This is a genomic window from Aquimarina sp. AWH4_224 (assembly GCF_056160245.1).
The window spans coordinates 247,180-273,748 of the sequence record NZ_JBSWWU010000003.1; the positions used below are offsets into that span (position 1 = coordinate 247,180).

Annotated in this window: 23 protein-coding genes; 12 read left to right on the forward strand and 11 right to left on the reverse strand. The window is 36.4% G+C overall.

Annotation, left to right across the window (positions count from 1 at the left end; translation table 11 throughout):
• The first annotated feature begins 152 nt into the window (after positions 1–152).
• The 4 genes from ACXAGJ_RS07220 (at position 153) to ACXAGJ_RS07235 (ending at position 5,135) form a co-directional block, all read left to right on the forward strand.
• Positions 153–1,187 (forward strand): carboxylesterase family protein, encoded by a 1,035-nt coding sequence (locus ACXAGJ_RS07220; protein WP_474838469.1) that lies wholly within the window; start codon positions 153–155, stop codon positions 1,185–1,187.
• Between the two features lie 131 nt (positions 1,188–1,318).
• Complete coding sequence (locus ACXAGJ_RS07225) at positions 1,319–1,972, forward strand: hypothetical protein (protein ID WP_474838471.1); 654 nt, start codon at positions 1,319–1,321, stop codon at positions 1,970–1,972.
• Between the two features lie 119 nt (positions 1,973–2,091).
• A complete protein-coding gene (locus ACXAGJ_RS07230; RefSeq protein ID WP_474838473.1) occupies positions 2,092–2,925 on the forward strand; it encodes an AraC family transcriptional regulator in 834 nt (277 codons plus the stop codon).
• A 77-nt stretch (positions 2,926–3,002) separates the two neighbouring features.
• A complete protein-coding gene (locus tag ACXAGJ_RS07235) occupies positions 3,003–5,135 on the forward strand; it encodes a DUF885 family protein (protein ID WP_474838475.1) in 2,133 nt (710 codons plus the stop codon).
• 21 nt (positions 5,136–5,156) lie between these two features.
• On the opposite strand, the gene ACXAGJ_RS07240 is transcribed toward ACXAGJ_RS07235, so the two are convergent.
• The 3 genes from ACXAGJ_RS07240 to ACXAGJ_RS07250 are packed head-to-tail and all read right to left on the reverse strand — an operon-like array spanning position 5,157 to position 9,577.
• Positions 5,157–6,815 (reverse strand): MBOAT family O-acyltransferase, encoded by a 1,659-nt coding sequence (locus tag ACXAGJ_RS07240; protein ID WP_473281713.1) that lies wholly within the window; start codon positions 6,813–6,815, stop codon positions 5,157–5,159.
• Positions 6,808–8,085 carry a GDSL-type esterase/lipase family protein gene (locus ACXAGJ_RS07245; RefSeq protein ID WP_474838477.1) on the reverse strand — a complete coding sequence of 426 codons (1,278 nt, stop codon included), beginning with the start codon at positions 8,083–8,085 and terminating at the stop codon, positions 6,808–6,810. Before ACXAGJ_RS07245 ends, ACXAGJ_RS07240 begins: the two co-directional genes overlap by 8 nt.
• The gene (locus ACXAGJ_RS07250; protein ID WP_474838479.1) at positions 8,075–9,577 is read right to left on the reverse strand and encodes an SGNH/GDSL hydrolase family protein; all 1,503 of its coding nucleotides are present in this window, start codon (positions 9,575–9,577) and stop codon (positions 8,075–8,077) included. Before ACXAGJ_RS07250 ends, ACXAGJ_RS07245 begins: the two co-directional genes overlap by 11 nt.
• A gap of 232 nt (positions 9,578–9,809) precedes the next feature.
• On the opposite strand from ACXAGJ_RS07250, the gene ACXAGJ_RS07255 reads away from it, so the two are divergent.
• Both ACXAGJ_RS07255 and ACXAGJ_RS07260 read left to right on the forward strand, forming a co-directional pair.
• Complete coding sequence (locus ACXAGJ_RS07255; RefSeq protein WP_474838481.1) at positions 9,810–9,992, forward strand: hypothetical protein; 183 nt, start codon at positions 9,810–9,812, stop codon at positions 9,990–9,992.
• A gap of 265 nt (positions 9,993–10,257) precedes the next feature.
• Positions 10,258–10,428, forward strand: a complete 171-nt coding sequence (locus tag ACXAGJ_RS07260) for a hypothetical protein (protein ID WP_170864608.1) — start codon at positions 10,258–10,260, stop codon at positions 10,426–10,428.
• An 86-nt stretch (positions 10,429–10,514) separates the two neighbouring features.
• Here ACXAGJ_RS07260 and ACXAGJ_RS07265 read toward each other — a convergent pair whose 3' ends face one another.
• Positions 10,515–13,967 (reverse strand): pyruvate carboxylase, encoded by a 3,453-nt coding sequence (locus ACXAGJ_RS07265; RefSeq protein WP_474838483.1) that lies wholly within the window; start codon positions 13,965–13,967, stop codon positions 10,515–10,517.
• 265 nt (positions 13,968–14,232) lie between these two features.
• Here ACXAGJ_RS07265 and ACXAGJ_RS07270 point away from each other — a divergent pair, with 265 nt between their 5' ends.
• Positions 14,233–15,069 carry a hypothetical protein gene (locus tag ACXAGJ_RS07270; RefSeq protein WP_474838485.1) on the forward strand — a complete coding sequence of 279 codons (837 nt, stop codon included), beginning with the start codon at positions 14,233–14,235 and terminating at the stop codon, positions 15,067–15,069.
• A gap of 71 nt (positions 15,070–15,140) precedes the next feature.
• On the opposite strand, the gene ACXAGJ_RS07275 is transcribed toward ACXAGJ_RS07270, so the two are convergent.
• From ACXAGJ_RS07275 to ACXAGJ_RS07305, 7 genes are all read right to left on the reverse strand, one after another.
• Positions 15,141–16,280 (reverse strand): TRAP transporter substrate-binding protein, encoded by a 1,140-nt coding sequence (locus ACXAGJ_RS07275; protein WP_474838487.1) that lies wholly within the window; start codon positions 16,278–16,280, stop codon positions 15,141–15,143.
• 40 nt (positions 16,281–16,320) lie between these two features.
• Positions 16,321–17,667 (reverse strand): TRAP transporter large permease, encoded by a 1,347-nt coding sequence (locus ACXAGJ_RS07280; RefSeq protein WP_474838489.1) that lies wholly within the window; start codon positions 17,665–17,667, stop codon positions 16,321–16,323.
• Positions 17,667–18,170, reverse strand: coding sequence for a TRAP transporter small permease subunit (locus ACXAGJ_RS07285; RefSeq protein ID WP_474838491.1), 504 nt, complete (start codon positions 18,168–18,170; stop codon positions 17,667–17,669). Before ACXAGJ_RS07285 ends, ACXAGJ_RS07280 begins: the two co-directional genes overlap by 1 nt.
• A 78-nt stretch (positions 18,171–18,248) precedes the next feature.
• Positions 18,249–19,010, reverse strand: a complete 762-nt coding sequence (gene yaaA / locus ACXAGJ_RS07290) for a peroxide stress protein YaaA (RefSeq protein WP_474838493.1) — start codon at positions 19,008–19,010, stop codon at positions 18,249–18,251.
• Between the two features lie 125 nt (positions 19,011–19,135).
• Complete coding sequence (gene nudK, locus ACXAGJ_RS07295; protein WP_474838495.1) at positions 19,136–19,717, reverse strand: GDP-mannose pyrophosphatase NudK; 582 nt, start codon at positions 19,715–19,717, stop codon at positions 19,136–19,138.
• A 36-nt stretch (positions 19,718–19,753) separates the two neighbouring features.
• On the reverse strand, positions 19,754–20,806 hold the full coding sequence (locus ACXAGJ_RS07300) for an RluA family pseudouridine synthase (RefSeq protein ID WP_473286962.1): 1,053 nt from the start codon (positions 20,804–20,806) through the stop codon (positions 19,754–19,756).
• Entirely contained in the window at positions 20,806–21,402 is a 597-nt protein-coding gene (locus tag ACXAGJ_RS07305; RefSeq protein ID WP_474838497.1) for a PASTA domain-containing protein, read from the reverse strand. Before ACXAGJ_RS07305 ends, ACXAGJ_RS07300 begins: the two co-directional genes overlap by 1 nt.
• Positions 21,403–21,485: 83 nt before the next feature.
• Between ACXAGJ_RS07305 and ACXAGJ_RS07310 the strand changes: the two genes are divergently transcribed.
• The 5 genes from ACXAGJ_RS07310 to ACXAGJ_RS07330 all read left to right on the forward strand — a co-directional run bounded on the left by ACXAGJ_RS07310 (position 21,486) and on the right by ACXAGJ_RS07330 (position 26,559).
• Entirely contained in the window at positions 21,486–22,466 is a 981-nt protein-coding gene (locus tag ACXAGJ_RS07310; protein ID WP_474838499.1) for a D-alanine--D-alanine ligase, read from the forward strand.
• A gap of 56 nt (positions 22,467–22,522) precedes the next feature.
• Positions 22,523–22,978 carry a pantetheine-phosphate adenylyltransferase gene (gene coaD, locus ACXAGJ_RS07315; protein ID WP_073317388.1) on the forward strand — a complete coding sequence of 152 codons (456 nt, stop codon included), beginning with the start codon at positions 22,523–22,525 and terminating at the stop codon, positions 22,976–22,978.
• Between the two features lie 86 nt (positions 22,979–23,064).
• Entirely contained in the window at positions 23,065–23,862 is a 798-nt protein-coding gene (locus ACXAGJ_RS07320) for a carbohydrate-binding protein (protein ID WP_474838502.1), read from the forward strand.
• Between the two features lie 101 nt (positions 23,863–23,963).
• Positions 23,964–25,352 (forward strand): DUF1800 domain-containing protein, encoded by a 1,389-nt coding sequence (locus tag ACXAGJ_RS07325; protein ID WP_474838504.1) that lies wholly within the window; start codon positions 23,964–23,966, stop codon positions 25,350–25,352.
• A 13-nt stretch (positions 25,353–25,365) separates the two neighbouring features.
• Positions 25,366–26,559, forward strand: a complete 1,194-nt coding sequence (locus ACXAGJ_RS07330) for a DUF1501 domain-containing protein (protein WP_474838506.1) — start codon at positions 25,366–25,368, stop codon at positions 26,557–26,559.
• The last annotated feature ends 10 nt before the right edge of the window (positions 26,560–26,569 follow it).

Sequence of the window (26,569 nt, forward strand, 5' to 3'; positions counted from 1 at the left end):
TTTTTAAATCCATTCCCGATTTCTGACCCATATGTATTGTTCTAAAATTAGTAAATTGAAGTCTGGGACTAATCTCACATAAATCATAAGAAATTTAGCGACTTCACTAAACCTTTTTAATCAAACGGAGTCTAATAAATCAAAAACATGTGATGGAAATATATAAAGTTTTATGCTGCCTTTTCATAGTCTTGGGTACAGTTTCTTGCAGTAATGATGAATCGACTGTATCATCTCCAGATACTCAAGAACCCCTGGTGGTGCTTCAATACACAAATGCCCCTATAAACATTGAAGGTACAAATGCTCGATTCTCGATGGATGTGTCGTATGATCAATACGACAAAACCAAATTCGATATCTTTTTACCAGATAGTTCTACTCCTACAGGATTGGTGATCTTTATTCATGGTGGCGGATTTACCGGAGGAGATAAAGCATTTATTTATAACTCAACTTTTGAATCAGATATTACCGAGCTGCTCAACAATGGTGTTGCGGTAGCCACAATCAATTATAGACTTCTTGAAACTGGGGATACCGAAGGGGTTTTAAAAAGTTTGAATGACTCCAAAAGAGCTTTACAATATATAAGGTATATTCATAATGAACTGAATATTGACAAAGACAGAATTGTACTATATGGTTCTTCGGCAGGGGCTTCAACTTCATTGTGGTTAGCAACTAATGACGATTTAAAAGAAATGAATAGCGATGATCCTGTATTGAGAGAAAGTACTCGTGTACAAGGACTCGCCATTAAAGCTACACAATCCAGCTTGGATATCGAAACAAGATGGCTGGGTGATGTTTTTATTGAGTTTGGAATTACGCTAGAAGATATTATTCAAGAGTACGGAGAAGAGAGAATATACAACTTTTATGGAGTAAACAATCAGCAAGAGTACGAGACTCCAGAAATCGAAACCTACCGACAACAAGTTGATATGCTTTCTTTTCTTAGTTCGGATGATCCTGAAATTTGGGTTGCGAATACCGGAACACAAAACGATGAACCTACAAGCACAGGTAGTTTTAATCATCATCCTTTTCATGCTAGAGAAATTAAAGAATTTGCGGATGCAGTCGGTGTTCCTAATGTAGTCGCCTATGGAAATCCCATATTATTTAACAACCAAAATGGTGAAGGATATGTTGAATTTCTATTGAGGAAAATCAACGAATAAATTCTGTAATTATAATAAATAACAAAAGTTTAAGAGGGATCAAATAAAATAGTGCTATACTAGAGGTATCTCATAAAAATGTGTAATCAGTAATTCTAAACCGTTTTTGGTGGCGAACAAAACTAACACTTATGAAAAGAGCATTATTTGTTGTCATCTCATTATTGCTATGTATTTCTTGCGCTAAAAAGAAAAATACCGCAAACAATGAGTTATCTCTTGATCCAAGATACTTTCATATCAAAAGTATAAACACATTTGCTCATTGCAATGGCCCCAATGGTAGTTACACCACACAAGTAATCTCAAAAAAGAATGGATACCTCCTTTTTTCTCAAGTTTACGAGTATAGAGACTCCCCATTCATAGGGGAATTAAGCTCAGATAACAAAGGCTACGCTGTTGATAAGGACGGAAAAATTTTAGACACCTTATCCAACATTGCTGTAGAGATGATTAGAAGTCATGATTTCCATAGGTTACAAACCAATCCCTGGTCTTTCTTTAATCACATTAAATATGAAAAAAATTCTGAACCTGGAATTAATTTATATTCAGGGATTGATAGATTGAACAACCCTGTAAAAATCTATTATGACAACGCTATAGAACAGATTAGAACTATCGAATTTCTAAATATGATGGACACAACCGAAACCATCCAAGTAACCTATCAACAATGGGAAGAAAGCATGTATGGAAAACTTGCGAAGAAGGTCGAAATTATTCAAGCAAAAAAAGATACTTTCCATTTCGATTTCAAAACCATCAAGATAAATGAATGAGAACACCTATTAAACCACTAGTAACTTAAGAAGATTTGCAACCATAAATAATTTGTATTAAGTTTATTAGAACAAGACAAGCCCCAAGAGTACACAAAAATAGTTCGTGATTGTTTTTTATGTTTAGTAACCAAAGTAAATACCAAAGTCGATATGGCGAAATTAAACAATCCTATGCCTATGAAAAATTTTATTTCAAAGGTGAAACCAAGGGTATTGCATTAAAATATGTCAAACAGGGGTATGAAGATTATTTAATAAACGATCAGGTTCTTCGCGTGAAACAAGGACAGTTTATTCTGGTTCCAGAAGGGCAAAAATTTGAAGCAAAATCCAAATTAGCTTCCCAAAGTATCCATGGGCTTTGTATTGATTTAAATCCTACTGCTCTTGATATCGATCTTACAAAAATGTATGCCAATCCTCTACTCTTTAATCTTCCATTTGATTGTTTGCATTTTTCACCTTTAGTCAAAAAATTGCATACTACCCATTCAAATAAAGACAATAACTCAGAATTGTATCAAACCCTAACTATTCTAAACGAGCAGGTACACTCTTTCGCTAAAGAGATTACAGGTCTTCATGAACGCCTCTCCGTCCAATCCAGAAACACAGATACACAAAGAGCTATTCTCATTAAAATGATTTCTTGCAAGAACTTCATTTATCAACATTTCAACCAAAAGATAACATTAGACCAGCTGGCTACCTATACGGGCATTTCTAAGTATCATTTTTCGAGATTGTTTAAGTTGTGTTTTCAGGAATCTCCCCAGGAACTACAAGAAAAGTTAAGAATGGATAAGGCAATTGAGCTACTTCAAAACAATACCATGCAGCTCAATACTATAGCCTATGATCTGGGGTATCATGATTTGGCAAGTTTTTCCAAAAAATTCAAAAACTACTACGATATATCTCCTTCTGAACGCAGGAAAATGACAAATTAGCAATATTTTACAAGCCTCCTTGTTCCTGTCATCTTAATTTTATGAAGTACAGTATTATTTAAATCATTCAGCCAGGTATGCGTTTTTATTTATGTCTTTCTACCATCATCATCTTATTTTCATGTAAGACCAAAGCTCAATCCGAAGGTCTGGAGTTGGTATCCCAGCAATTCGTAGCAGCTTACAAAACAATGGACTTACCTCCATTGACTTTGGATTACATAGAAAACCTCAACAATATCCAAAACAAAGATGCAGTACTCGCTCAAGAAAAAATGTTTAACGACCTGGAAGCGGCACTCATCAAAATTAACACCAGTCATTTATCAGAAAGCGAACGATTAGACTTCAATTTAATGAAGTATGAAATAGCCCTCAACAAATTCAGGATCAATCTTGAGAAAAAATGGAATGAAGACAAACCGAATAAAATTCCTACTACGGGGATTGTTAATGTTCCCAACGGTAAACTATTATATACTTATTTTTTGAAAAAATGGGTCGATGTAAAAGTAACACCTGAAATGATGTTTGATTTTGGTCTGGAAGAGATCGCAAGGGTAAAAAACAAAATGAAGGATATCCAAAGTACGTCAGGTATGGATAGTATTAGTTTCAGAAAACATCTTACAAATCCTGATTTCTTCTTCAATGACCCTGCTGAAATTTTGAAAGCTTATCAAGAGAAAAAGATTGAAGTGAACAACAAGATTAAAGGATTGTTTCCTGATTTGGATAAGATCCCCGATGTGAGTATTAAAGAATACAAACAAGAAACCCTGATCGAAACCCCTGGTTTTTATCGGAGCAGAGAGAATTCGCTTTATTTCAAATACTTTGGGAAGCCCTATAGTAAAAGACAAATAGGATGGTTATACACTCATGAAGGGCTACCTGGACACCACTACCAAATTAAATATGCCGAGAAACTTGAGTTATCAGAGATACAAAAGCTTGTGGGTTCTGCTTGTTATAAAGAAGGATGGGCTGCTTACATTGAAGAAATTGGATATGAGATAGGCGCTTATAAAAACAGCTACGATGAATATGGAAAATGGGAATGGGACCTTATCCGATCTGTTCGAGTAGTCATGGATGTAGGGTTAAACTACTTTGGTTGGTCTGATGAAAAAGCCTTAGCATTTTGGCAACAGCATATACAAGAACAGGATCATATTGCACATCGGGAAATAAAGAGAATGAAGCAATGGCCTGCCCAAGTGATTACTTATAAATATGGAGCTGACAAAATATTAAAATGGAGAACCCTTTATGAAAAAGAAGCAGATTTTTCAACACTAGAATTTCATAAAAAGATATTGCAATATGGAGATATCCCCTTTTATGTGTTGGAAAAACATATTGGTATAGCCGATATTAAAGAAATTCATAATATCCCCTATGTTCAAGCTACTCGAGCAGTAGATGACCCTCTGCAAAGGTTGAATCTTGTACTACCACAAACGACAACAAAAGCTCCTTTACTCATTTGGATTGGCGGTGGTGCCTGGGCCTACGTAGATAGGAATATTGAAATGAATGTAGTGCGCAATATTGCCAAAAAAGGGATTGCCGTTGCCTCTGTTGGGCATCGCCTAAGTGCAGATTGGCGTGATCCTGATCCAGTAGTAGACATTCAATACCCAGATCATGTTAAAGATGTAAGTACCGCATTAAAGTGGTTAATCGATCATGCAGATGAATATGGCTATGACAAAGAACATATATTTGTTGGTGGGTTTTCTTCGGGAGCACATCTTACTGCAATGCTCGCATTGGATGAACGTTTCTTAAAAGAACATGGATTAACCCAAAATCACATTAAAGGTATCATTCCTGTAAGCGGCACCTATGACATTGAGAACTATCATGAAGCTTTTCTTAATGGTAGCAGACCTCATCTCGCCAAGTTACATGTACAATCTGTATTTGGTGACACCAAAAAACATTATGAAACCGCTTCTGCCACTTCATATCTGGATCATCTATCCGTGCCAATATTACTTCTTTCGGATACAGGGACATTTAATTACACTCGAATTTTTGAAAAAGGGATCAAAAAACGGAACTTCCAAAAACTGGAAGTACGTCACGTTGACTTAACACATGGCGAACTTTGGAGAAACTTATCAGAAGCTCCCAAAAGCGAATACCGAGATTTGATTACTGATTTTATTCAAAAATATTCTGAAGTACCAGAAAAGATGTAAGCATAACACTTGCAAAAATCTCTAAAACTGGAAATATATGAATGGCTGGAAATCGGCAGCATAGGTTTGATAGCAAATAATTGCTACCAAAGTAGCCACTATAGCTTTAATGATAAAATGACTCTTTATAAATAAAGCTTCTATCCAATCCTTTGTTTTATATGGCAACCAATGGGTGATATAGCCTATAAGCATCACGATAAATACCACTCTATATTCCCAAAGCACAGCCAACGCATTTCCCCAGTCCATGTTTGTTGCTACTTGCTGGTAAAACCGTTCGATATGATCCATACTATTTCCTCTAAAATAGATCCTGGTAAATGTGATAAAAACAAAAGTCAATGCAATTCTCCATAATAAGGCATACCAGGCTTTAGAATTTTCGTACGGACTAATCTTTCTCCAGTATTTATACACCACAATTCCCACTCCATTAAGCCCTCCCCATATGACAAATTTCCAGGAAGCTCCGTGCCACAACCCTCCGATCAACATTGTGATCATAATATTTACATTTCTATTAAAATGCCAAGCTAATCGTGAAGAAAACAAAGTAATAATCAACATGAAACCTACCCCTGCAGCCGCTATTAGAGCTATTCCATAATCAGACACTGCAAATACCCCAAGAAAGGTAAAAACCAAAATAAAAGCATATGAAAAAATACTCCCATTACGATTACCTCCAATAGGAATGTATAGATAATCCTTTAACCAACTTGATAAAGAAATATGCCAACGTTTCCAGAAATCACCACAGTGAATCGCTTTGTATGGAGAATCAAAATTGATCGGTAATTTATATCCCATTAATAATGCCAAGCCTATTGCGATATCGGTATATCCAGAAAAATCCCCGTAAATCTGTAGAGAATACCCAAACATCGCCATGATATTGGTAAATCCTGAAAACATTTCGGGGACATCAAAAACCCGATCCATAAAATTTGCCGCGATATAATCTGCAAACAACATTTTTTTGATCAATCCTTTTAGGATCATATAAGTCGCTTGCCCGAATTCTACTTTGGTGATCTTTATTTCCTTTCGGATCTGTGGAACAAAATCTGCTGCTCGTACAATAGGACCTGCTACCAACTGTGGAAAAAAGCTTACAAAAAAACCAAAGTCGATAATAGAGTTGAGTGGTTTGATTTGCTTTCTATAGATGTCTACACTATAGCTGATCGTCTGGAATGTATAAAACGAAATCCCCACTGGTAAAATGATCTTATCGACTGTAAAATAATCTACCTCTCCCCAGGTGTTGGCCCATTGTGCAAGATAATTGATAACCTCATAATTGGTCTGAAACAAATAATTATAGGAATCTGTAAAGAAATAGGCATATTTAAAATAGCAGAGTGTACCCAAATTGATAATGACACTAATCGCTACTAGGAACTTTTGTAAAATAACTGATTTACTCCTGTAAATAGCTTTTCCCAAAAAGAAATCATTGATCGTACTAAAAAGTAGAATCCCAATAAAAAGCCCACTTGTTTTGTAATAAAAAAGGATACTTATCGCAAAAAGATATGCACTCCTAAGGCTTTTTTTGCTGTAAACAATCGCATAGATAAAATAGACCACTGAGAAGAACACCCAAAAATCAGCTTGCGTAAAGATTAAAGGAGAGTCCTCAGAAAATGAAAATATGTCTAATAATCTATTCATTAATAATGCTATTCAAAATCGAATTGTTCGGTACTTCTAGTTCTTTCTCCCAGGCATTTGCTAATGCCTGTAATAACAAATCTGCTTTGATTCGATATCCTTTTACGGTAAAATGTATTCGATCTTTGGGCATTAGTTTGTTATTATACCAATCTCTAGATGAGTTAAAGCCACCCATAATTTCGTAAAAATCCCAAACCGCCATTCGTTGTTCTTTGGCAACTTCGTAAATCATTTTTCTTGCTATTCTCGTTCTAGGGTTTGGCACTTTCTTTTTGTAATAAGAATCGTTGGGGACAGTAAGCAGTACTGCACACTCGGGATTTGCCTTTTGAATCAGTTTTATCAGATCAGTATATTGTTGTTTGTATTCTTGAGGTTCAAAATCCGGATGATAGGCATCGTTTGTTCCCACCGAAACAATAAACAGATCTGGTTTATACAATAACAGTTGATCATCAAAATATTCGCATCGTTCGTAGTATGAAAAACTTCCTCCATTCACTCCGATAGAGGTATATTGAATTCCTTTGTTATCATTCATCAATTCTATTCCCATCATTAAGAACTCAGCTTCTTCATGATCTTCCACTCTTCGAATACAGAAATCGATCTCCTCTACTTTTTTGGTCAGTTTATACTCGATAAAGTGCGCATCTTTGTTTTCTTTTATTTCTGAGACCAATCCAGCTTCTTTAAATGCAATTTCGTAGTCCGTACTCCAATCATCATAAAAGATTCTGATCTTATCAAAATCATACATATCTTGATGATAGTTGTTGCCATTAGCCTTAATTTTTACATTAGCCAAAGAATCCTTGAATACAGCAGTTACCCCGGAGAGGCCCCAAGCTACGCTATCTTTTCTTACCGAACAGCGATATCCTTGCCACTCTCCATCATGTTCTACTCTGTAGTTACCGGGATTATTGGTTTTGGCAATTTTATAAGGATAGATAAAACCTCTTTGCCCTTTGGCTGTTGGGCCCATGGTCTGTAAATACGATCGCAAACGATTAGAATAAATATCTGCCTGGATATGAGAGCCTCCGATATGAAAAATATGCAAATCGGTTTCTCCTCCCTTTGCGATAGTATCCATTTTATGAAAAAGTGTCTTGAAAGCTGGAGAATATTCTGCCATTTTTATCGTATTGGCTTTCCAATTCACAAAGGGATATTTTCCTTCTATAGAATCTAATACATAAGTTTGCGCCATAGCAGGTACCGCAACTAAGTATAGGTAAAACAACAGTTTTTTACACTTCATTTTTTTCGGGTTCTTTAAGGTCTAGGTATAGGGCAGTAAAAAATAGTTCAGAAATTATTTTGGTTCCTTTCCAGGTAAAATGCATATAGTCTTTGGCAGTAAGTTTTTCTTCTACCCATAACTCCATAGATCCTTTCCCTCCCATAGCATCATACATACTCCAATATGCCACATCATTTGCCAAACAGGTTTCCATCAACTTAGTATTGAGATAAGGCAATAAGGGGTAGGTTTCCATTTTACCATTCACTGGCAAGCACATATCTGTAGGACCTATAAATATAAAGTTAGCATTTTTGGCTCTTCGTCGTATCCAATTGACCTGGGTTTTGATGCGATTTGCGTATTTATCGACATCGGTAGAGTCTTTGAGATAAGGCATAGTGTTACCCCCATACTGCATGATCACTATTTTGGGTTTCAACTGTCTCACCATTCGTGAGTAAGTAGTTGCATTAGCCCTTGCAAATATGGTTCCTGAGGCTCCACGCATGGCTATATTATCAATTTGTACTCTTGATCCACCATCCAGTGTTAATCCATAAAAATCTGCACTTACCTTCCCTTCTAATTCTATCTTGAGGTTGGTTGGTGTAGTTAATGTCCTAATTTTGTATTGATGATATCGCCCATCAGGTATTAAACTATCTTGCTGTATCAGCTCCCCTTCATTGTACACAGAAATCTTGATTGGAACGTTACAATTGCCATAATGCAAACCAATATTGGTAAACCTTCGAAACTTGGCATAGGTTTTTTTGGACTTACCAATAGTAACCGAAGCCTTGATTATTGGTAAAGAATCCAGAACAGCACTATCAGGTAGTTTTTTCTGATACTCTGTAAAACGGGATACCGAAAGATACGCTCCGTACTTTCTATGCGAAAACTTCTTTTTTGTAGGATCGAAAAAAGCATATCGTTCCCAATTTTCACTAGGTTCTACAATAGCACTTATTTGACGGTAAACAGGCAACAATGGTATAAATCCAGGGCCACTACCTCCATACATATGTTGTAATCGGTTTCGTAAATAGGCGGTAATTCTATCTCCTTCGATCTGAGAATCTCCATAATGTAGAATTCTACATGATTTTGAAGATAACTTTCTACGCAATTGGTTGGCAAAATCCGGATTGCTATCGGGATATCGTATTCGTACTAACCTTGTAGTATCAATTTTCGAAAAGTCCGGTAATTGTTTGATTTGTTGCACTTCTGCAATCTGATTATCCTCTGGAGTTTCTATTTCCAACGGAGTAACAATTTCTGTAACTTCCAGAATATCTTGTCTGGTAAGCGACGAATCTTTTTCTAAACCCAAAAAGGTGGTGTAAGTAGGATATTTTAGTGAAATGCCTTCATAAGAAAAACCATCATCCTGAGTTTGCTCCTTTTGCACTCCTCCTTTCTGACTCAGGAACATTAATCCAAACAATGCTCCTAACACCAAAAAAATAAACAATGATATTTGAATAGGCCTAATTTTCAACGTTTCCCGGGGTATTTTCCTCTTATTTAGTAAAAATAGAAAGATTTTGGAAACTTCAAAGTTTTTACTGCTTGTTGATCATTGTTAAAAACAGTTTTATATGCGTTTAATGTGGTAAAGATTGCACTGATTCAAACTTCATTTTGGGTTAAGTTTAACTGAAGTTGAGAAAAACTTAATAAACATAAAACCTAACTTTAGTTTAATAATTATTAACCTTAAATATTTTGCAATGAAAAAGAGAAATTTGAACAAATTGTCTTTAAACAAAAACATTATTTCTGATCTTCAGAAAAAAACAGTAACTGGAGGCCACTTACCTGGTTCTATTGGAGGAACTTGCCATTCTGACTTAGGTACCTGTGGCCCGGGAGAAAGTTTGGAAGCTTTTCCTGCACCATGTCATTTTGGGTAATCCAACCAATTATTTATAAGTAATAAACGGGGCTTTTGAAAGCCCCGTTTTTAATTGATCAATATGACCTTATTTCATAGAGATAAACAAACATCTACTTCTAATCAATATTCAAAACAATTAAAAAAGTTCCAGTTTTAGGATAACATTTCTTTTTGTCACGACATTAATAAAGAACAGTACTGTATTTCAAGAATATTATTCTAGACACAATCCTGAGTGTCTATAACTGTTCAGGCACATTAATACATAAATCATTTAAAAAATGAAAAAACAGAATTTAAACAAACTGGCATTCAAGAAAAATGTTATTTCTGACCTTCAGAAGAAAAGTGTACAAGGTGGTAATTATGACAATCTTCCAAGTGTTAAGCCGGATGTACTTGGCTGCAGATCCAGTGTTCATAATGATAATTGCATTTTTGCCTGTCATTAATAGCAACCGTTTATTGTTAAAAAAAGAACCTTGCAAACTAAGTTTTGCAAGGTTCTAGATAAGGTTTTTAATCTGTAGTGAGAGTGCTATTTTAAAGTAATCACCAAATCATCTGCTTCTACCATTGTCCCACCTTTTAGCACAATCTTTTTGATCATTGCATCTTCGTTGGCTGTAATGGTAGTTTCCATTTTCATGGCTTCGATAATAAATAGTGGATCGTTTTTCTTAACCGCCTGACCGGTTTTCACCAATATCGAAGATAATGAACCTTGAAGTGGTGCCCCGATCTGTTTGGCATCGGCTTTATCTGCCTTGGCATGTACCACTTTATCCACTTTTATCGAATTGTCTTGTATCTGTACATTTCGTGTTTGCCCATTTACTTTGAAAAAAACAGTTACTTTACCTTCTTCATTAGGCTCTCCTACTGATACTAATTCAATCAATAGTATTTTTCCTTTATCCAACTGCACAATAATCTCTTCTCCCGGAGTCATCCCATAGAAGAAATTCTTTGTGGGGATATTCATTACATTCCCATACTTCAAATGATGGTTATAGGCTCCTGCATATACTTTTGGATACAATTTATAAGATAGGAAATCAGTAATGTCTAACTCTCTTCCCATTCCTTTTTTGAATACCTTCTCAAAATCTTTGTATTCTTCTTCAAAATCAATAGGTTCCAGATGCGCATTAGGTCGATCTGTAAAAGGTTTTTGATCTTTTAATATTGATTTTTGAAGCTCCTTAGGGAATCCTCCTTCTGGTTGCCCAAGTTCACCTTTGAACAAGCTTACTACGGATTGAGGGAAAGAAATGGTTTCTCCTCTTTCTTTTACGTCTTCTATGGTCAAGTTATTGCTCACTAGATATTGCGCCATATCCCCAACCACTTTGGAACTTGGGGTTACTTTTACAATATCTCCGAACAATTCGTTTACTTCTCCGTACATCTTTGTAATCTCATGAAAACGATCTGCTAATCCTAAACCTTGAGCTTGAGGCTTTAGGTTAGAATATTGTCCTCCTGGAATTTCGTGCTGATATACTTCTCCCGTACCTGCTTTTAATCCGGATTCGAATACATAATAATATTCTCTCACTGCTTCCCAATAATTAGAATATTCGTTAAGCTTTTGAATATCCATTTGGTTCTCTCTTTCATGATACTTAAGCACTTCTACCAAAGAGTTGAAATTAGGTTGCGCCGTTAATCCTGAAAGTCCTCCCAGAGCCACATCTACTACATCCACCCCTGCTTCCATAGCTTTGAGATATGTAGCTGATTGTACCGAAGAGGTATCATGCGTATGTAAATGAATAGGAATATTAATTTCTGACTTTAATGCAGAAACTAACTCATAGGCTGCATAAGGTTTTAGCAACCCGGCCATATCTTTAATTCCCAAAATATGTGCTCCCGCATTTTCTATATCTTTTGCCAATTGCACATAATACTCCAAGGTATATTTTGTTCTTTTTGGATCCAAAATATCTCCGGTATAACATAATGACCCTTCTGCTAATCCTCCGGTTCTAGTCCGAACATGCTCTATACAAGGCGCAATAGATTGCATCCAGTTTAAAGAATCAAAAATTCGGAATACATCTACTCCGTTCTCCCAGGATTGTTCTACAAATTTACCGATCAAATTATCTGGGTATGCCGTATATCCGACTCCGTTTGACCCTCTGATTAGCATCTGCAACAGAATATTAGGCATGGCCTCACGAAGCAGTCTAAGACGCTCCCAAGGGTTTTCTCTTAAGAATCGCAGACATACATCAAAAGTTGCTCCTCCCCATACTTCCATACTGAAAACTTGTGGATGATTTTTTGCAAATCCCTCAGCTACTTTCAACATATCATACGTTCGCATACGTGTTGCCAACAAACTTTGATGCGCATCTCGCATGGTGGTATCTGTAAAATGGATTTTTTTCTCATTTTTTAACCACTCTGCAAACTTTTCTGGCCCAAGTTCTGTAAGCAAGTCTTTGGTTCCCTTCTGATATTCTCCTTTTTCATCAAACTTTGGTATTTGTGGTGTTACAAAAGTTTTGGTTGGATCTAATTTCTTTACATCTGGATTTCCATTTACGATAACATCTCCTAAGAAATTAGCCAATTTGGTCGCTCTGTTACGAGATTCTTTTATTTTGAAAAGTTCCTTCGTATCTCTAATGAAGTTTACCGTTACCGCACCTTTTCTAAAGGTATCATGGTTCAAAATATTATCCAGGAAAGGCATGTTGGTTTTCACCCCTCTAATTCTGAACTCAGATAACGCTCTCCTCATTTTTCTACAAGCCCCATCAAGTGTTCTACTATTGGCTGAAATCTTTACCAACATCGAATCAAAGAAAGGAGAAATCGTTACCCCTTGATATACACTACCAGCATCTAATCGAATCCCAAATCCTGAAGCACTACGGTAGGTAGAAATCGTTCCATAATCTGGTTTAAAGTCATTTTCCGGATCTTCTGTAGTAATCCTACATTGTACAGCATATCCGTTGACTTTTAAGCTTTCCTGACTTCCAATTTTAATTTGTTTGTCAGATAGCTGATATCCTCCTGCAATAAAAATCTGAGCTTTGATTAAATCAATCCCAGTTACAATTTCGGTAACTGTATGTTCTACCTGTACTCGTGGATTTACCTCTATAAAATATATGCTTCCATCGTCATCTACCAAAAATTCTACTGTACCAATATTGTTGTAATCTACTGCCTTACATATCGTAAGTGCGTAATTATACAAATTGTCCAAAATATCTTGAGCTACGCCAAACGAAGGAGCATATTCGATTACTTTTTGGTAACGTCTTTGTACCGAACAATCTCGTTCAAAAAGATGCACCATATTACCATGATGATCTGCTACAATCTGTATCTCAATATGCTTTGGATTCTCAACAAACTTCTCCAGAAACACAGTATCATCTCCAAATGCATTAAGAGCCTCTCTTCTTGATTCGGGATATGCTTTTTCTAATTCTTCTGCATTTCTAATCACACGCATACCTCGACCACCTCCTCCAGATGCTGCTTTCAGCATTACCGGAAATCCAATTCGCTTAGCTTCTTTAAGTGCAACCTTTATATCTACAAGATCTTCTTTGTTGCTTTCGATGATAGGAATATTATTCTCTATAGCCACCTTCTTTGCAGTGATCTTATCTCCTAACGAACGTAGTACTGATACTTTTGGTCCAATAAAAATGATTCCATTTTCCTGACATTGCTCTGCAAAGTCAGCGTTCTCAGAAAGAAAACCATATCCCGGATGGATCGCATCCACATTGTTTCTTTTGGCAACTTTAATGATCTCCGGAATATTTAAATAAGGTTTTAATGGCTCGTGATTTTCTCCAATTTGATAGGCTTCATCAGCTTTATATCGGTGTAAAGAATAACGATCCTCATAGGTATACACCCCTACAGTTTGTAGCCCGATTTCTGTACAAGCTCTAAAAATTCTAATGGCAATTTCACCACGATTGGCAACTAAAACCTTTTTAATTTGCATAATTTAAATTTTGAGTTTAGAACACTTTTAGCGAACATTCGCTGCGAAGATATTGATAAGATAAATTCTTTGCAATAGATATTTTAAAATATTAGAAAAAGAATATAAAGTTTCTTTTTTGAGCTTTTTTCCTTTTTCAATACATTTTCTCTAACATAACCTTAACATAAATTAACGAATCCTATAATAAGATTACCAGCCGCTTTACCGTTTTAAAAACAACCATTCCAATATAATATTCACTAATTAAAAAAATCAATTAAGCATGAAAAACAGGGTAATTACGCTTTTAAGTCTGCTATGCTTCGGTCTATTTTTATTTGTTGGTTGCCAAGATGATGACAACGAGCAAGAGATTCCAACCGAACAGGTCACGACCTCTATACAATATAAGGATATTGAAGCGGCTAATCAAAGAATTCAAGCATTTGTTCAGGATGTATTTACTTTGGAATCAGGTTTTGTTACTAATAGAATAGTACCTACAAAATCCAACGATTGTGTGACTACGACTTCTGAGGTTACAGAAACTACACGAACTATAACAATAGATTTTGGAGACGGATGCGAAGTAGGTCAAGGTGAAGTGATCACCGGGTTGATCCGGATGAGTTTTAGTGTAGATCTGGATGCTGAAAATAAGGTTACCATTACCTACACCGTAGAGAATTTTACTTACAAAGATATTTCTGTTAATGGAACTGCCACTTCTATATTTACATTTGATCGTGATGCAGGTACTCGAAAATTTACTACAGATTCTAATTTCACCTTTGATTGGGGAGATGGTCTTTCTGCCACTAGTGTCACCAATTTTGTAAACGAAACTTTCTTTGAAATGAATGCAGATGCCCCAGGTAATTTTGATTTCTACAACCTTACCTCAGGAACTAGTACTACAACGTTTAGTAATGGAGATGTGTATTCAGTAGAAATTACAACACCGTTACGAAATGAAAGAGGATGTGTCTACACGGTGAGTGGAGTTGTTGTGACTTCAGAAAACAGCGATACTTCTACTTTGGATTATGGAGATGGGACCTGCGACAATTTAGCTACGCTGACTGATAAAGACGGAAATGAAACAACCATAGAGTTATAATACCATAGTAAACATCGTCATATTGTGGTATTCACCGTTTTGGCTCCCCTTGCCAAAACGGTTTTTTTATGCTATTTCTGGATCTTGTTGTAGTATGCTTTTTCGGTAACTTCTGACCATTTTGCGATTTTTTTCTGAAAATTGGAGTAACTCTCGTACACCTCTTTGGTCAACGGATCGTCTCCTACCATTTCTTGTAAAGCTTCGTCTGTATATCCTCTCAACGCATCCAAAGTTTCTTTAGAAAATTCTCTAACCTCAACTCCCTCTTCATTCACCAATTTATCCAAATAAATCCCATTTTGTCTATCAAATTCTGCCAACACCCAAACTTGTGCTCGTTTTGAAGCCGCCTCCAAAACCGCTTGTAAATGTGGAGGTAAACCATCATATAAATTCTTATTTACAAAAAACTCTAGCTGGGAACCTGTCTCGTGCCAACCCGGTGTATAGTAATATTTCGCAATTTTATGAAATCCCATTTTATAATCGTGATAAGGACCTATCCATTCGGTAGCATCTATTACTCCTCGTTCTAGACTGGTATATATTTCACTACCGGCCACCAATACAGCCGCGCCACCTGCTTTTTCAAGTACTTTTCCTCCTATACCAGGCAATCTCATTTTCAACCCTTTAAAATCCTCTACAGAGTTGATTTCGCGATTAAACCAACCTCCCATTTGCACTCCTGTATTTCCTCCCATAAAAGGAACCAGATTAAATTTGGCATAGGTTTTTTTCCATAGTTCATATCCTCCTCCGGTTTCTAACCACGAAGTAATTTGCTGGCTATTCATCCCAAAAGGAACCGCCGCAAAAAACTGAGCTGCCGGTGTCTTACCCGCCCAATAATAAGACGCTCCACACCCCATCTCTATCGTCCCTTGCGAAACTGCATCAAAAGCTTCTAAAGGAGGTACTAATTCTCCTCCTCCATATACTTTGATTTTTATTTGTCCGTTGGATAGTTCTTCAACCCAATCTGAATACTTTTCTGCCACTTCTCCCAAAACCGGGAAATTAGGAGGCCATGTCGTGGTCATTTTCCAATAAAATACTTTATCCGGCTTTGAAGTATTGTACACCGTATTGGGATCCATACTTGCTGGTGGATCTCCCAAACATGAAGAGAATAGTAGAGGCAACAAAAGAGCACAAAAAGAAGCTTTTGTAAATTGCTTAAAGGGTTTGAAATTAAAAAAACGCATAGGTATCTATATTATTGATGAAACCAACATGTGATTTCTATTATTTTGATATGAAAATAATTTCAGGGAAAAACACCACCAAGCTTACAATGAACAATTGTATCACGATAAACGGAATGATCCCTTTGTAAATCTGACTTGTTTTTACTGTTTCTGGAGCAACCCCTTTTAAATAGAACAAGGCAAAACCAAAGGGCGGAGTCAAAAATGAGGTTTGTAGATTTAACGCGATCAAAATCCCTACCCAAAGCATATCCATCCCAAAAGCATTAAATACCGGAGTCACCACCGGAACAATGATGAATACAATTTCAATAAAATCAATAAAAAAACCTGCTATAAAAACCACCAACATCACCAACAAAAGAAACAGCAACGGAGTCAGGTTTGAAGACATTATGATTTCTTGCAAATACGCGTCTCCACCAAGGGTCCTAAATACCAAAGTAAAGGTAGTAGCTCCTAAAAGAATAAAAAACACCATCGAAGTGAGCTTAGCCGTCTCCTGGCCTACTTCTTTTAAAATCTGTAACGAGAACTTTTTCTGAATAATCGTAAGCAAAGTAGCACCAATGGCACCAATTGCAGAGGCCTCGGTAGGAGAAGCAATTCCTGTAAAAATAGACCCTAACACCAAAACAATCAATAACACCGGAAGTAATAACACCTTTATTACTCTTGCTCCAAATTGGGATCCTCTAAACTCCTGTATCTCCTCTGCTGGTATACTCGGAGCATCTTCTTTACGAATCCAGGATATGATCAAAATATAAATGATATAAAGACCAACCAATACCAATCCCGGAAATAATGCTGCAGAAAATAGAGCTCCCACATCTACAGAAGCCGCTCCTCTGGAAGAACTATTGATGGTGTCTGCCAGTAATACCAAAACTATCGAAGGCGGGATAATTTGCCCCAAAGTACCTGAAGAAGCAATCACCCCCGTAGCTAACTCAGTTTTATATCCTCTTTTGAGCATAGTAGGTAAACTTATTAATCCCATAGTTACTACAGTTGCTCCAACGATTCCAGTTGAAGCTGCTAACAAGGCACCTACAATGACAACAGAGATGGCTAATCCTCCTCTTACCCTTCCAAACATCATCGCCATAGTTTCTAACAAATTTTGGGCTAGTCCTGACTTTTCTAACATAATCCCCATGAAAATAAACAAGGGAACGGCCATAAGTACGTAGTTATTGACTACTCCCATTATTCTGGAAGGCAACAGATAGAACGTAGACATCTGAAAAACATCTGGCGCTAATAAGGAAACGCCATAAGCAAAGGCTATAGAAATCCCGCCCAAAGTGAACGCAACAGGATAACCTCTCAAAATCAGAATAAAAATAATTACAAAGAGTACAATTGCTAAATATTCCATTAATTATCTTTATTTCTTAGGACTTGAATTGATTTTAAAATGCTTGACACTCCTTGCAACAGGAGGAATACAAACCCTAGGGTAATGCAAAATTTAAGGACATACAGAGCAGGCAATCCACCAGGTTGCGGAGAACCTTCGCCTATCATAAAAGAAGACAAACCATAGTACCAAGACGATACAATAACCACATAGCACCAAGGAATTAGGAGGAAAACTGCTCCTAAAAGATCGATCCAGGCTTTACCTTTTTGAGATAGTTTGGTATAAAAAATATCTACCCGTACATGCTTATCAAATTTGAAGGTATATCCAGAAGCCAACAAAAATAACATCCCGAATAGATAAATTTCTATTTCTATCATCCAGACGTAAGTAAATTGAAAAACATAACGAATGATAACATCCAACCCTATGATAATAGCTAATAACACCGACACCCAACTCACCGTTGTGCCAATTTTTTCACCAATCTCATCAAGGATATTGATTATCTTTTGCATCTAAGAATTTGTATGAAGCATATCTGAGGGAAAGATACTAAAATTAGATGCAGCAAAAAATAAAAAACAATAGCCGTACTATCTCACAAAAACTAATTCATTTGGCTTTACCGTATGCTCTTCGCTAAAACTGTATCCTTCGTAATTAAAGCCTTTTAAATCCTCGATAGTTTTTGCATCGGTATCAATGATATAGCGCACCATCATACCTCTGGCTTTCTTGGCAAAAAAACTAATCATTTTAAGCTTGTCTCCTTTCCAGTCTTTAAACTGTGGAGTAATTACAGGAACTTTTAATGCCTTTTTATCTACCGCACTAAAATATTCATTACTGGCCAAATTAATAAACAGTTCACCTTCGTCTAACTCTTCATTGAGCTTTTCGGTAACCGTTTTTTTCCAGAATTCGTAAAGATTGTTTTTGCGCCCTACCTTGAGCTTGGTTCCCATCTCCAATCGATAGGGTTGTATTAAATCCAAAGGTTTAAGTACTCCGTAAAGCCCTGATAGGATACGTAATTTATCTTGTAAGGCATCCAGCTTACCTTCTGGAAGATTATAGGCATCCAAACCTGTGTAGACATCTCCGTTAAATGCATAAACCGCTGGTCGTGCATTATCTTTAGTAAATGGAAGGTGGAAATCCTGATTACGTTGCCAATTTAATTGAGCGAGCTTATCACTAATCCCCATAAGGTCTGAAAGTTTCTTTGGAGATTTTTTCTTAAGAACTCCATTCAGTTTTTCAGACTCTGATAAAAAAACTGGCTCACTAAATCTTTGAGTGGGTAATTCGGTTTCAAAATCCAATGATTTTGCGGGAGATACTACAATTTTCATTTACTATTTCTTTTTTGAAATCCAAAAATACAATTGTACTATCAAAAATAAAACCTGCAGATGTATTTCTTATCTATTAAGGTATTTGTAAAAGTTATCCAAGACTCAAACTCAGGTAAAACTGATCATACCAAATGGTGTAATTTGGCGTATTGCAACAACATTATCGTCTTTCCATCTTTGATTTCGCCAGTAGCAATCATACTATAAGCTTTCTCAAAGTCCAATTCGATAACTTCAATATTCTCCTGTTCTTCTTGTATACCTCCTCCTTCACTTACCTTCATATCTTTGGAATACTCAGCAACAAAAAAATGAATGATCTCGGTAACCGCTCCCGGAGACATATACGACTCCATTACCTTTTCCACCTTAGAAATTCGATATCCGGTTTCTTCTTCTGTCTCTTTTCGTATACAATCTTCTGGATGATCACCATCTAATAACCCTGCGCAGGTTTCTATCAAAAGTCCCGTTTCGTTTTGGTTCACATAGGTAGGAAGTCGAAATTGCCGGGTAAGTACTACGGTTTTATATTTCTTATTATACAAAAGGATAGTGGCACCATTACCACGATCATAAACTTCTCTCTGGTGTGATTCCCATGTACCATCGTTATTTTGATAATCGTAGGTAATCTTATGGAGTTTATACCAATGATCAGATAGTAGTTCTTTCTCTTTTATGTTAACCCTTGGGTTATTCATTAAAAATGTATGAATTTATAAGCTTATTGCTAAGAGCTATTCTGAAGACAGCTGATTTTTTGCATAGTTTCTCCACCGTTCAACACATTGTTCCATATCCTCTGGTATCGAAGTTTCAAAATGCATTTTTTCTCCGGTAGTAGGATGCACAAAACCGAGTGTTCTAGCATGCAAAGCCTGTCTTGGTAATATCTTAAAACAGTTTTCTACAAATTGTTTGTATTTGGTAAACGTAGTACCCTTAAGGATCTTTTCGCCTCCATATCGTTCATCATTAAAAAGCGTATGCCCGATATATTTCATATGCACCCGAATCTGGTGGGTTCTTCCGGTTTCCAGTCTACACGAAACCAAAGTCACATACCCTAGGCGTTCTAAAACCTTAAAATGTGTAATAGCTGGTTTCCCCTTTTCTGCCTCCTCACCTTCAAACACGGTATTTTGCAATCTATTTTTTGGATGGCGACCTATATTTCCTTCTACCGTACCTTGATCTTCTTCAATATTCCCCCAAACAATAGCTACATATTCGCGTTCGCTGGTTTTATCAAAAAACTGCTTTGCCAAATGCGTCATCGCTTCTTCCGTTTTGGCAATCACCAACAAACCACTGGTATCTTTATCGATACGATGTACTAAACCTGGTCGATCACTGCTATTATTAGGTAAATTATCAAAATGATAAATCAATGCATTGATCAAAGTGCCTGAGTAATTACCGTGCCCTGGATGAACTACCATCCCAGCCGGTTTATTCACCACAAGTAACACATCGTCTTCGTAAACAATATCTAAAGGTATATTTTCTGGTGTTAACAGATTTTCATAAGGTGGATGTGCAAACAATACCCGAACGATATCATTTGGTTTCACCTTGTGATTAGACTTTACGGGTACATCATTCACAAATACACTTCCTGCCTTGGCTGCCTGTTGTATTTTATTACGTGTCGCGTTTTCTACAAAGTTCATCAAGAACTTGTCTACTCTTAGTGGTACTTGTCCTGCCCCCGCTACAAATCGATAATGTTCGTAGAGATCATCTTCGTTAGCACCAAAATCTCCTGTATCTACGTGTTCTTCCAAAATTAATTTGAGAGGTTAATTGAGCCTGATTTTCCATCACCCAGAACCAAATCAATAGTAGAAGTCTTCATTAGTTTGGTACCTGGTTTTAATCGTTTACCATTAAATCGCATTTCTAATACCATATCTCTTGCGATATTAGGCTGATATGTAATTGAACCAATTTTAAAGCCAAGGGCAATCAGTTTTGGTTCTGCCTGTCTTCTTGTTTTTTGAACCACATCTGGAACTTCAATTTTGCGGTATCCTGATGGGTTTAAGGTGACGTATATTTTTCTATTCTCCTTTACTTCACTTCCTGCAGGTGGATTTTGCTCAATTACCGAATATCTAGGATAATCTGGGTTAAAGTTCGCAGAATCCTGCACTTCATATCGCAAATCTTTCTCTTCAAGAATACCGGCTACCTCATCCAGCGTTTTCTTACTTAAACTTGGAACAACAATACGTTGATGATGATTAGTTGTACTTTCTAACCATTCTAAAGCTACAAAAGCTAATATCGCAACCATAGCTATGGCAATAACCACTTGGATTAGAAATATTTTACTATATACAAATCCAAAAAGATCCTTGAAAAAATTCATAAATGTCTTCATAGTTTGGACAAATATATAAAAACGGAAAGTTTTAAGCTTTTCTTATAAGATAAATGATATTTTTGTTTTCAAAAGTCATTTTAATGAAGCGAAATGTTGCGATCTTAATGGGGGGATATTCCAGCGAATATGAGATATCTATTCAAAGTGGAAATGTGGTCCATAAACACATCGATAAAAATCTATATCAACCTTTTCGAATTGTCATTAGTAAAGACGAATGGTACTACCTGGATGACAACGACAAAAAACATCCTGTAGACAAGAATGACTTTTCACTTTTACTTGATGGGCAAAAAATTACTTTCGATGTTGGGTTTAATATTGTACATGGTACACCAGGAGAAGATGGACTGCTTCAGGCGTATTTTGAATTGATCGGCATTCCACAAACCGCTTGTGATTTCTACCAGGCAGCACTTACTTTCAATAAAAGAGATTGTATCAGCACCTTAAAACCATACGGAATCCCAACGGCTACCAATTACTTTTTGAATAAAGGAGATACGATAAACGCAAAAGACATCTTGAATACAGTTGGTCTACCTTGCTTTGTTAAGGCTAATAAAGCAGGCAGTAGTTATGGTGTTTCTAAGGTGAAAAGTGAAGAGGAACTCCTTCCTGCAATAGAGGTAGCCTACAAAGAAGATGATGAGATCATTATTGAATCTTTTTTGAGCGGCACAGAAGTATCCGTCGGTGTCATTACTTACAAAGGAGAAGATCTGGTATTACCTATTACGGAAATTGTTTCTGAAAATGAGTTTTTTGACTACGAAGCCAAATATCTAGGAAAATCTCAAGAGATTACTCCCGCCAGATTATCCAAAGAAGATGAGGAAAAAGTAAGAGTACTTGCTTTAAAAATATATCAAATCTTAAAAATGAAAGGGTTTTCGCGAAGCGAATATATTTTTCATGATGGAGAACCTTATTTTGTGGAGATGAATACCAATCCTGGTTTTACTGAAGCCAGTATTCTTCCGCAGCAGGCAGCTGCTATTGGGATAAGTATACAAGAACTAATTACCAACACCGTTGAAGAGGCGATACAGAAAGGATAGTTTATATAATTTTTTATTTCAGTTATATTTGTAAACACATCATCATTTGTAAACTCATGAGAAGAGCTGTTTTTCCCGGATCTTTTGATCCCATCACTTTAGGACACTATGATATTATAGAAAGAGGTCTAACTCTTTTTGATGAAATTATCCTGGCGATAGGGGTAAATGCAGAAAAAAAATACATGTTCTCTCTCGAGGAAAGAAAAAAATTTATTGAAGATTCCTTCAAAGACGAACCAAAAATCAAAGTAATGACCTACCAGGGACTTACTGTAGATTTTTGTAAAAAACAGGACGCTAATTTTATTCTTAGAGGATTGCGTAATCCTGCGGATTTTGAGTTCGAAAAAGCCATCGCCCATACCAATCGTAAAATGTCTGAAATAGAAACCGTTTTTCTATTAACCTCTTCGGGTAAGAGTTATATTTCTTCCTCTATCGTACGTGATGTCATCCGTAACGGTGGAGATGTAACCGGACTGGTACCAGATACCGTAAAAGTAAAGTAACCTTAGCGATACTTATTTTTATTTTTTTACGTTATAGCCTTTTATTAGACACCCAATTCTATTTATCAACTTAACGCTTACTACTCATGCTAACCAAAAATTTAAAATCACTCTATCTTCTTATTCTTGTCTCTTTAGTTATTGCCTGTAGTGGTGATGATGAAGCCTCTCCCGACGAAACGGGTGGTGATCCTACTCCTACTCCAGATACAAATCCCGCTAATGGCTCTTGTGAAGAAGGCAAAACAGCTGTCTATATTGAAAAAGATGGGCTTTTAGTAATTGAATCTGAAAATGGAAGTTTTTCTGATACGGATTGGACATTAACAACGGATATTACCGAATTTTCTGGTGATGGATACCTGGTATGGAATGGTGAAAATTCTCTGGGTCAACCTGGCAATGGAACTTTAACCTACAAAGTAAGAATTACCAAGACAGGTACCTATCGTTTTATTTGGAGATCCTACATCACTATAGGATCTAATGGATCAGAGCATAATGATTCTTGGCTTAGAATACCGGATGCCAAACACTTCTACGGGAGAAAAAATAATGGAAATATTGTATACCCAAAAGGAACTACTTTGGATCCTATTCCTGAGAGTGCTGGTCAACAAAACACTACTCCAAACGGATCAGGTAAAGATGGATGGTTTAAAATATATATGAATATGGCTAATAAATGGCATTGGCAATCTTCTACCAGTGACAATGACGCCCATAATATTTTTGTGGTCTTTGATACTCCCGGTGATTATACCATAGAGGTTTCAGGAAGGTCTGAAGGGCATGGTATTGACAAGTTCGTTTTATTTACCGAAGACATTACGCAAAACGATGCTACAGGTAATGATACCAAAAGTGAAATACAATGTGAGTAAGTAATATGCTCATCATCATATGCTAAAGCCTTCAATATTTTTTGAAGGCTTTTTTTAAACCTTTTTAAAAATAGACGGTCCTATACTAAAAAGCATTGGTAATGGAGCGTCTTACAAATAAACAAATACAACACCTATACTGGCGTGCCGGATTTGGGATTTCGTATCAGGAATTAGAAACCGTTAATACGTTTTCTAAAGATCAGATTGTAGATCAATTATTTGAAAATAATACTGCCATTGCACCTCTACAAATGGATTTTGGTGCGTTGCTCAAAAATCCTAGAGAACTATCCAAAGAGGAACGCAGAAAGTTAAGACAGCTTCGGAATACAAAAATGACTGAACTGAATCTTCTTTGGCTCAATCAACTTATCACAACAGAAAGCATACTCAGAGAAAAGATGACCTTATTTTTTCATGATCATTTTGCGGTTCGTTTAAGAACTCCAAGAGCATGTCTTCATCTTAATAACGTTATCAGAAAAAACGCACTAGAAAATTTTGGCGATATGTTGATGGAAGTTTCAAAATCTCCTGCGATGTTGATTTTCTTGAACAACAGGCAAAACCGAAAGGATCATCCTAATGAAAATTTTGCGCGAGAGGTGATGGAGCTATTTACACTGGGGCGAGATAATGGATATACTGAAAATGACATTAAAGAAGCGGCAAGAGCATTTACAGGATGGAATTTTACCAAAATGGGAAGCTTTGTATTTCGCAGCGCACACCATGATTATGGGAGTAAGACTATTTTGGGAAAAACAGGAAATTTTACAGGAGAAGATGTTATACGGATATTGCTAGAGGAAAAACAAACGGCTAGATATATTTGCCAAAAACTATATCAATACTTTGTCAATGATACTATTATAGACGCACATGTAGAGAAACTTACTGAAGTATTTTATAACTCGAACTACGACCTTTCTGCTGTGATGAAAAGCTTGCTGAAAAGCGATTGGTTTTATCAACCCGTTAATATTGGGTCTAAAATAAAATCCCCCATCGAGTTGATCGTCGGTCTCAGTCGACCATTCAAGGTTACCTTTGAGAACTCGAAGGTGTTGCTGTATCTTCAAAAGAAGTTAAATCAAATGTTGTTTTTCCCACCAAATGTAGCCGGTTGGCCAGGTGGCAAAGCCTGGATAGACAACTCTACACTGATGCTTCGATTAAAACTGCCTTCGCTCACCTTGAATAGTGGTGTCATCGAATGGGATGAAACTCCTTCTGAAAATACGATGATGAAACAGCAATTGTATCAAAAGATGAAGACCAAACTTCAGAAGAAGGTAAAAGCAACTCCAAACTGGAATAGTTTTTTAACTATAGCCAAACAAAAAAACAAAACTGAACTCATCGACTTTCTCATTCAACCCGAACTATCGCCTGCGGCACACACTTCGATATTGGATTTGAGCGAAGATCATCTCAAAAATTATGTTACAGCAATTTTGAGCTTACCAGAATATCAACTCTGCTAAAAACAACCCTATTATGAAAAGAAGAGATTTTTTAAGACAATCCGTTTTTGCATCAGGAATGACATTGATTCCCTCATTTCTAAAAGGGATGGAATTCCTTTCTCCAGAACAATTATCTGGATACAAAAATGTGATTATTATTCAACTATCAGGAGGAAACGATGGGTTAAATACAATTATACCAGTAAGCAATGACATTTACCATCGCTTACGTCCATCTATTGCAAAAAAAGCTAGCGAAACCCTATCAATCACCAATGATTTGGCTTTCAATAGCAGCTTAAAACCTATTAAAGAATTATATGATCTTGGAGAGGTATCTATTATTAATAACGTTGGGTACCCGAATCCTAACCGCTCTCATTTTAGAAGTACGGATATTTGGCAAACGGCAAGTGATACGAATCAGTATCTATCAACAGGTTGGGTAGGCAGATACCTGGATGCCAATTGCCAACATCCGTATGAGGCTATTGAAGTAGATAGTGCGCTCTCACTAGCTCTAAAAGGCAACGACAAAAATGGAATTGCCGTTTCTGATCCTAAACAATTACATAGAACTACCAGAGAACCGTTTTTTAAAAATGTAATTACCCATGCAGATCAAAATATGTTGAATGAAGATAATCAGGGTTATTTATATAAAACCATGTTAGAAACGTATTCTTCGGCATCTTATATTCATAACACATCTAAAATTTATACAACACAAACCCAATATCCACAAACTCCCTTTGCGCGAAACTTGAAAACGATTGCAGATTTTATCGTTTCAGGTTTAAAAACCCGTGTATATTATAGTTCCCTTAGTGGTTTTGATAGTCATGTAAATCAATTGAATAGCCAGGATCGATTACTAAAAGTTTATGCCGATGGTATCCATGCATTGGTCAAGGATTTAAAAAAGAACAATCGATTTAAAGACACGTTGATCCTTACTTTTTCTGAATTTGGAAGACGCGTACAACAGAACGGTAGCCGGGGAACAGATCATGGTGCTGCCAATAACGTTCTACTCATAGGTGGTAGCCTAAAAAAACCTGGAGTATATAATGAGCTTCCTAACTTGGCTGATTTGGATACTAATGGAGATATCAAATACACTGTGGATTTCAGAAGTGTTTATGCTACTATTCTAGACAATTGGTTAGAAGTAAATGATCATAAAGTCCTTAATAAAGCCTTTACCAAGCTAAATTTTGTATAATTTCTGAAAC

Coding starts and splice junctions, on each gene's coding strand:
- ACXAGJ_RS07305 (WP_474838497.1), bottom strand. CDS start 21,402: ATGAAGACATTTATGAATTTTTTCAAGGATCTTTTTGGATTTGTATAT.
- ACXAGJ_RS07255 (WP_474838481.1), top strand. CDS start 9,810: ATGAAAAAGAGAAATTTGAACAAATTGTCTTTAAACAAAAACATTATT.
- ACXAGJ_RS07225 (WP_474838471.1), top strand. CDS start 1,319: ATGAAAAGAGCATTATTTGTTGTCATCTCATTATTGCTATGTATTTCT.
- ACXAGJ_RS07280 (WP_474838489.1), bottom strand. CDS start 17,667: ATGGAATATTTAGCAATTGTACTCTTTGTAATTATTTTTATTCTGATT.
- ACXAGJ_RS07270 (WP_474838485.1), top strand. CDS start 14,233: ATGAAAAACAGGGTAATTACGCTTTTAAGTCTGCTATGCTTCGGTCTA.
- ACXAGJ_RS07230 (WP_474838473.1), top strand. CDS start 2,092: ATGTTTAGTAACCAAAGTAAATACCAAAGTCGATATGGCGAAATTAAA.
- coaD (WP_073317388.1), top strand. CDS start 22,523: ATGAGAAGAGCTGTTTTTCCCGGATCTTTTGATCCCATCACTTTAGGA.
- ACXAGJ_RS07245 (WP_474838477.1), bottom strand. CDS start 8,085: ATGAAGTGTAAAAAACTGTTGTTTTACCTATACTTAGTTGCGGTACCT.
- ACXAGJ_RS07285 (WP_474838491.1), bottom strand. CDS start 18,170: ATGCAAAAGATAATCAATATCCTTGATGAGATTGGTGAAAAAATTGGC.
- yaaA (WP_474838493.1), bottom strand. CDS start 19,010: ATGAAAATTGTAGTATCTCCCGCAAAATCATTGGATTTTGAAACCGAA.
- ACXAGJ_RS07235 (WP_474838475.1), top strand. CDS start 3,003: ATGCGTTTTTATTTATGTCTTTCTACCATCATCATCTTATTTTCATGT.
- ACXAGJ_RS07220 (WP_474838469.1), top strand. CDS start 153: ATGGAAATATATAAAGTTTTATGCTGCCTTTTCATAGTCTTGGGTACA.
- ACXAGJ_RS07325 (WP_474838504.1), top strand. CDS start 23,964: ATGGAGCGTCTTACAAATAAACAAATACAACACCTATACTGGCGTGCC.
- ACXAGJ_RS07260 (WP_170864608.1), top strand. CDS start 10,258: ATGAAAAAACAGAATTTAAACAAACTGGCATTCAAGAAAAATGTTATT.
- nudK (WP_474838495.1), bottom strand. CDS start 19,717: ATGAATAACCCAAGGGTTAACATAAAAGAGAAAGAACTACTATCTGAT.
- ACXAGJ_RS07240 (WP_473281713.1), bottom strand. CDS start 6,815: ATGAATAGATTATTAGACATATTTTCATTTTCTGAGGACTCTCCTTTA.
- ACXAGJ_RS07330 (WP_474838506.1), top strand. CDS start 25,366: ATGAAAAGAAGAGATTTTTTAAGACAATCCGTTTTTGCATCAGGAATG.
- ACXAGJ_RS07265 (WP_474838483.1), bottom strand. CDS start 13,967: ATGCAAATTAAAAAGGTTTTAGTTGCCAATCGTGGTGAAATTGCCATT.
- ACXAGJ_RS07275 (WP_474838487.1), bottom strand. CDS start 16,280: ATGCGTTTTTTTAATTTCAAACCCTTTAAGCAATTTACAAAAGCTTCT.
- ACXAGJ_RS07320 (WP_474838502.1), top strand. CDS start 23,065: ATGCTAACCAAAAATTTAAAATCACTCTATCTTCTTATTCTTGTCTCT.
- ACXAGJ_RS07310 (WP_474838499.1), top strand. CDS start 21,486: ATGAAGCGAAATGTTGCGATCTTAATGGGGGGATATTCCAGCGAATAT.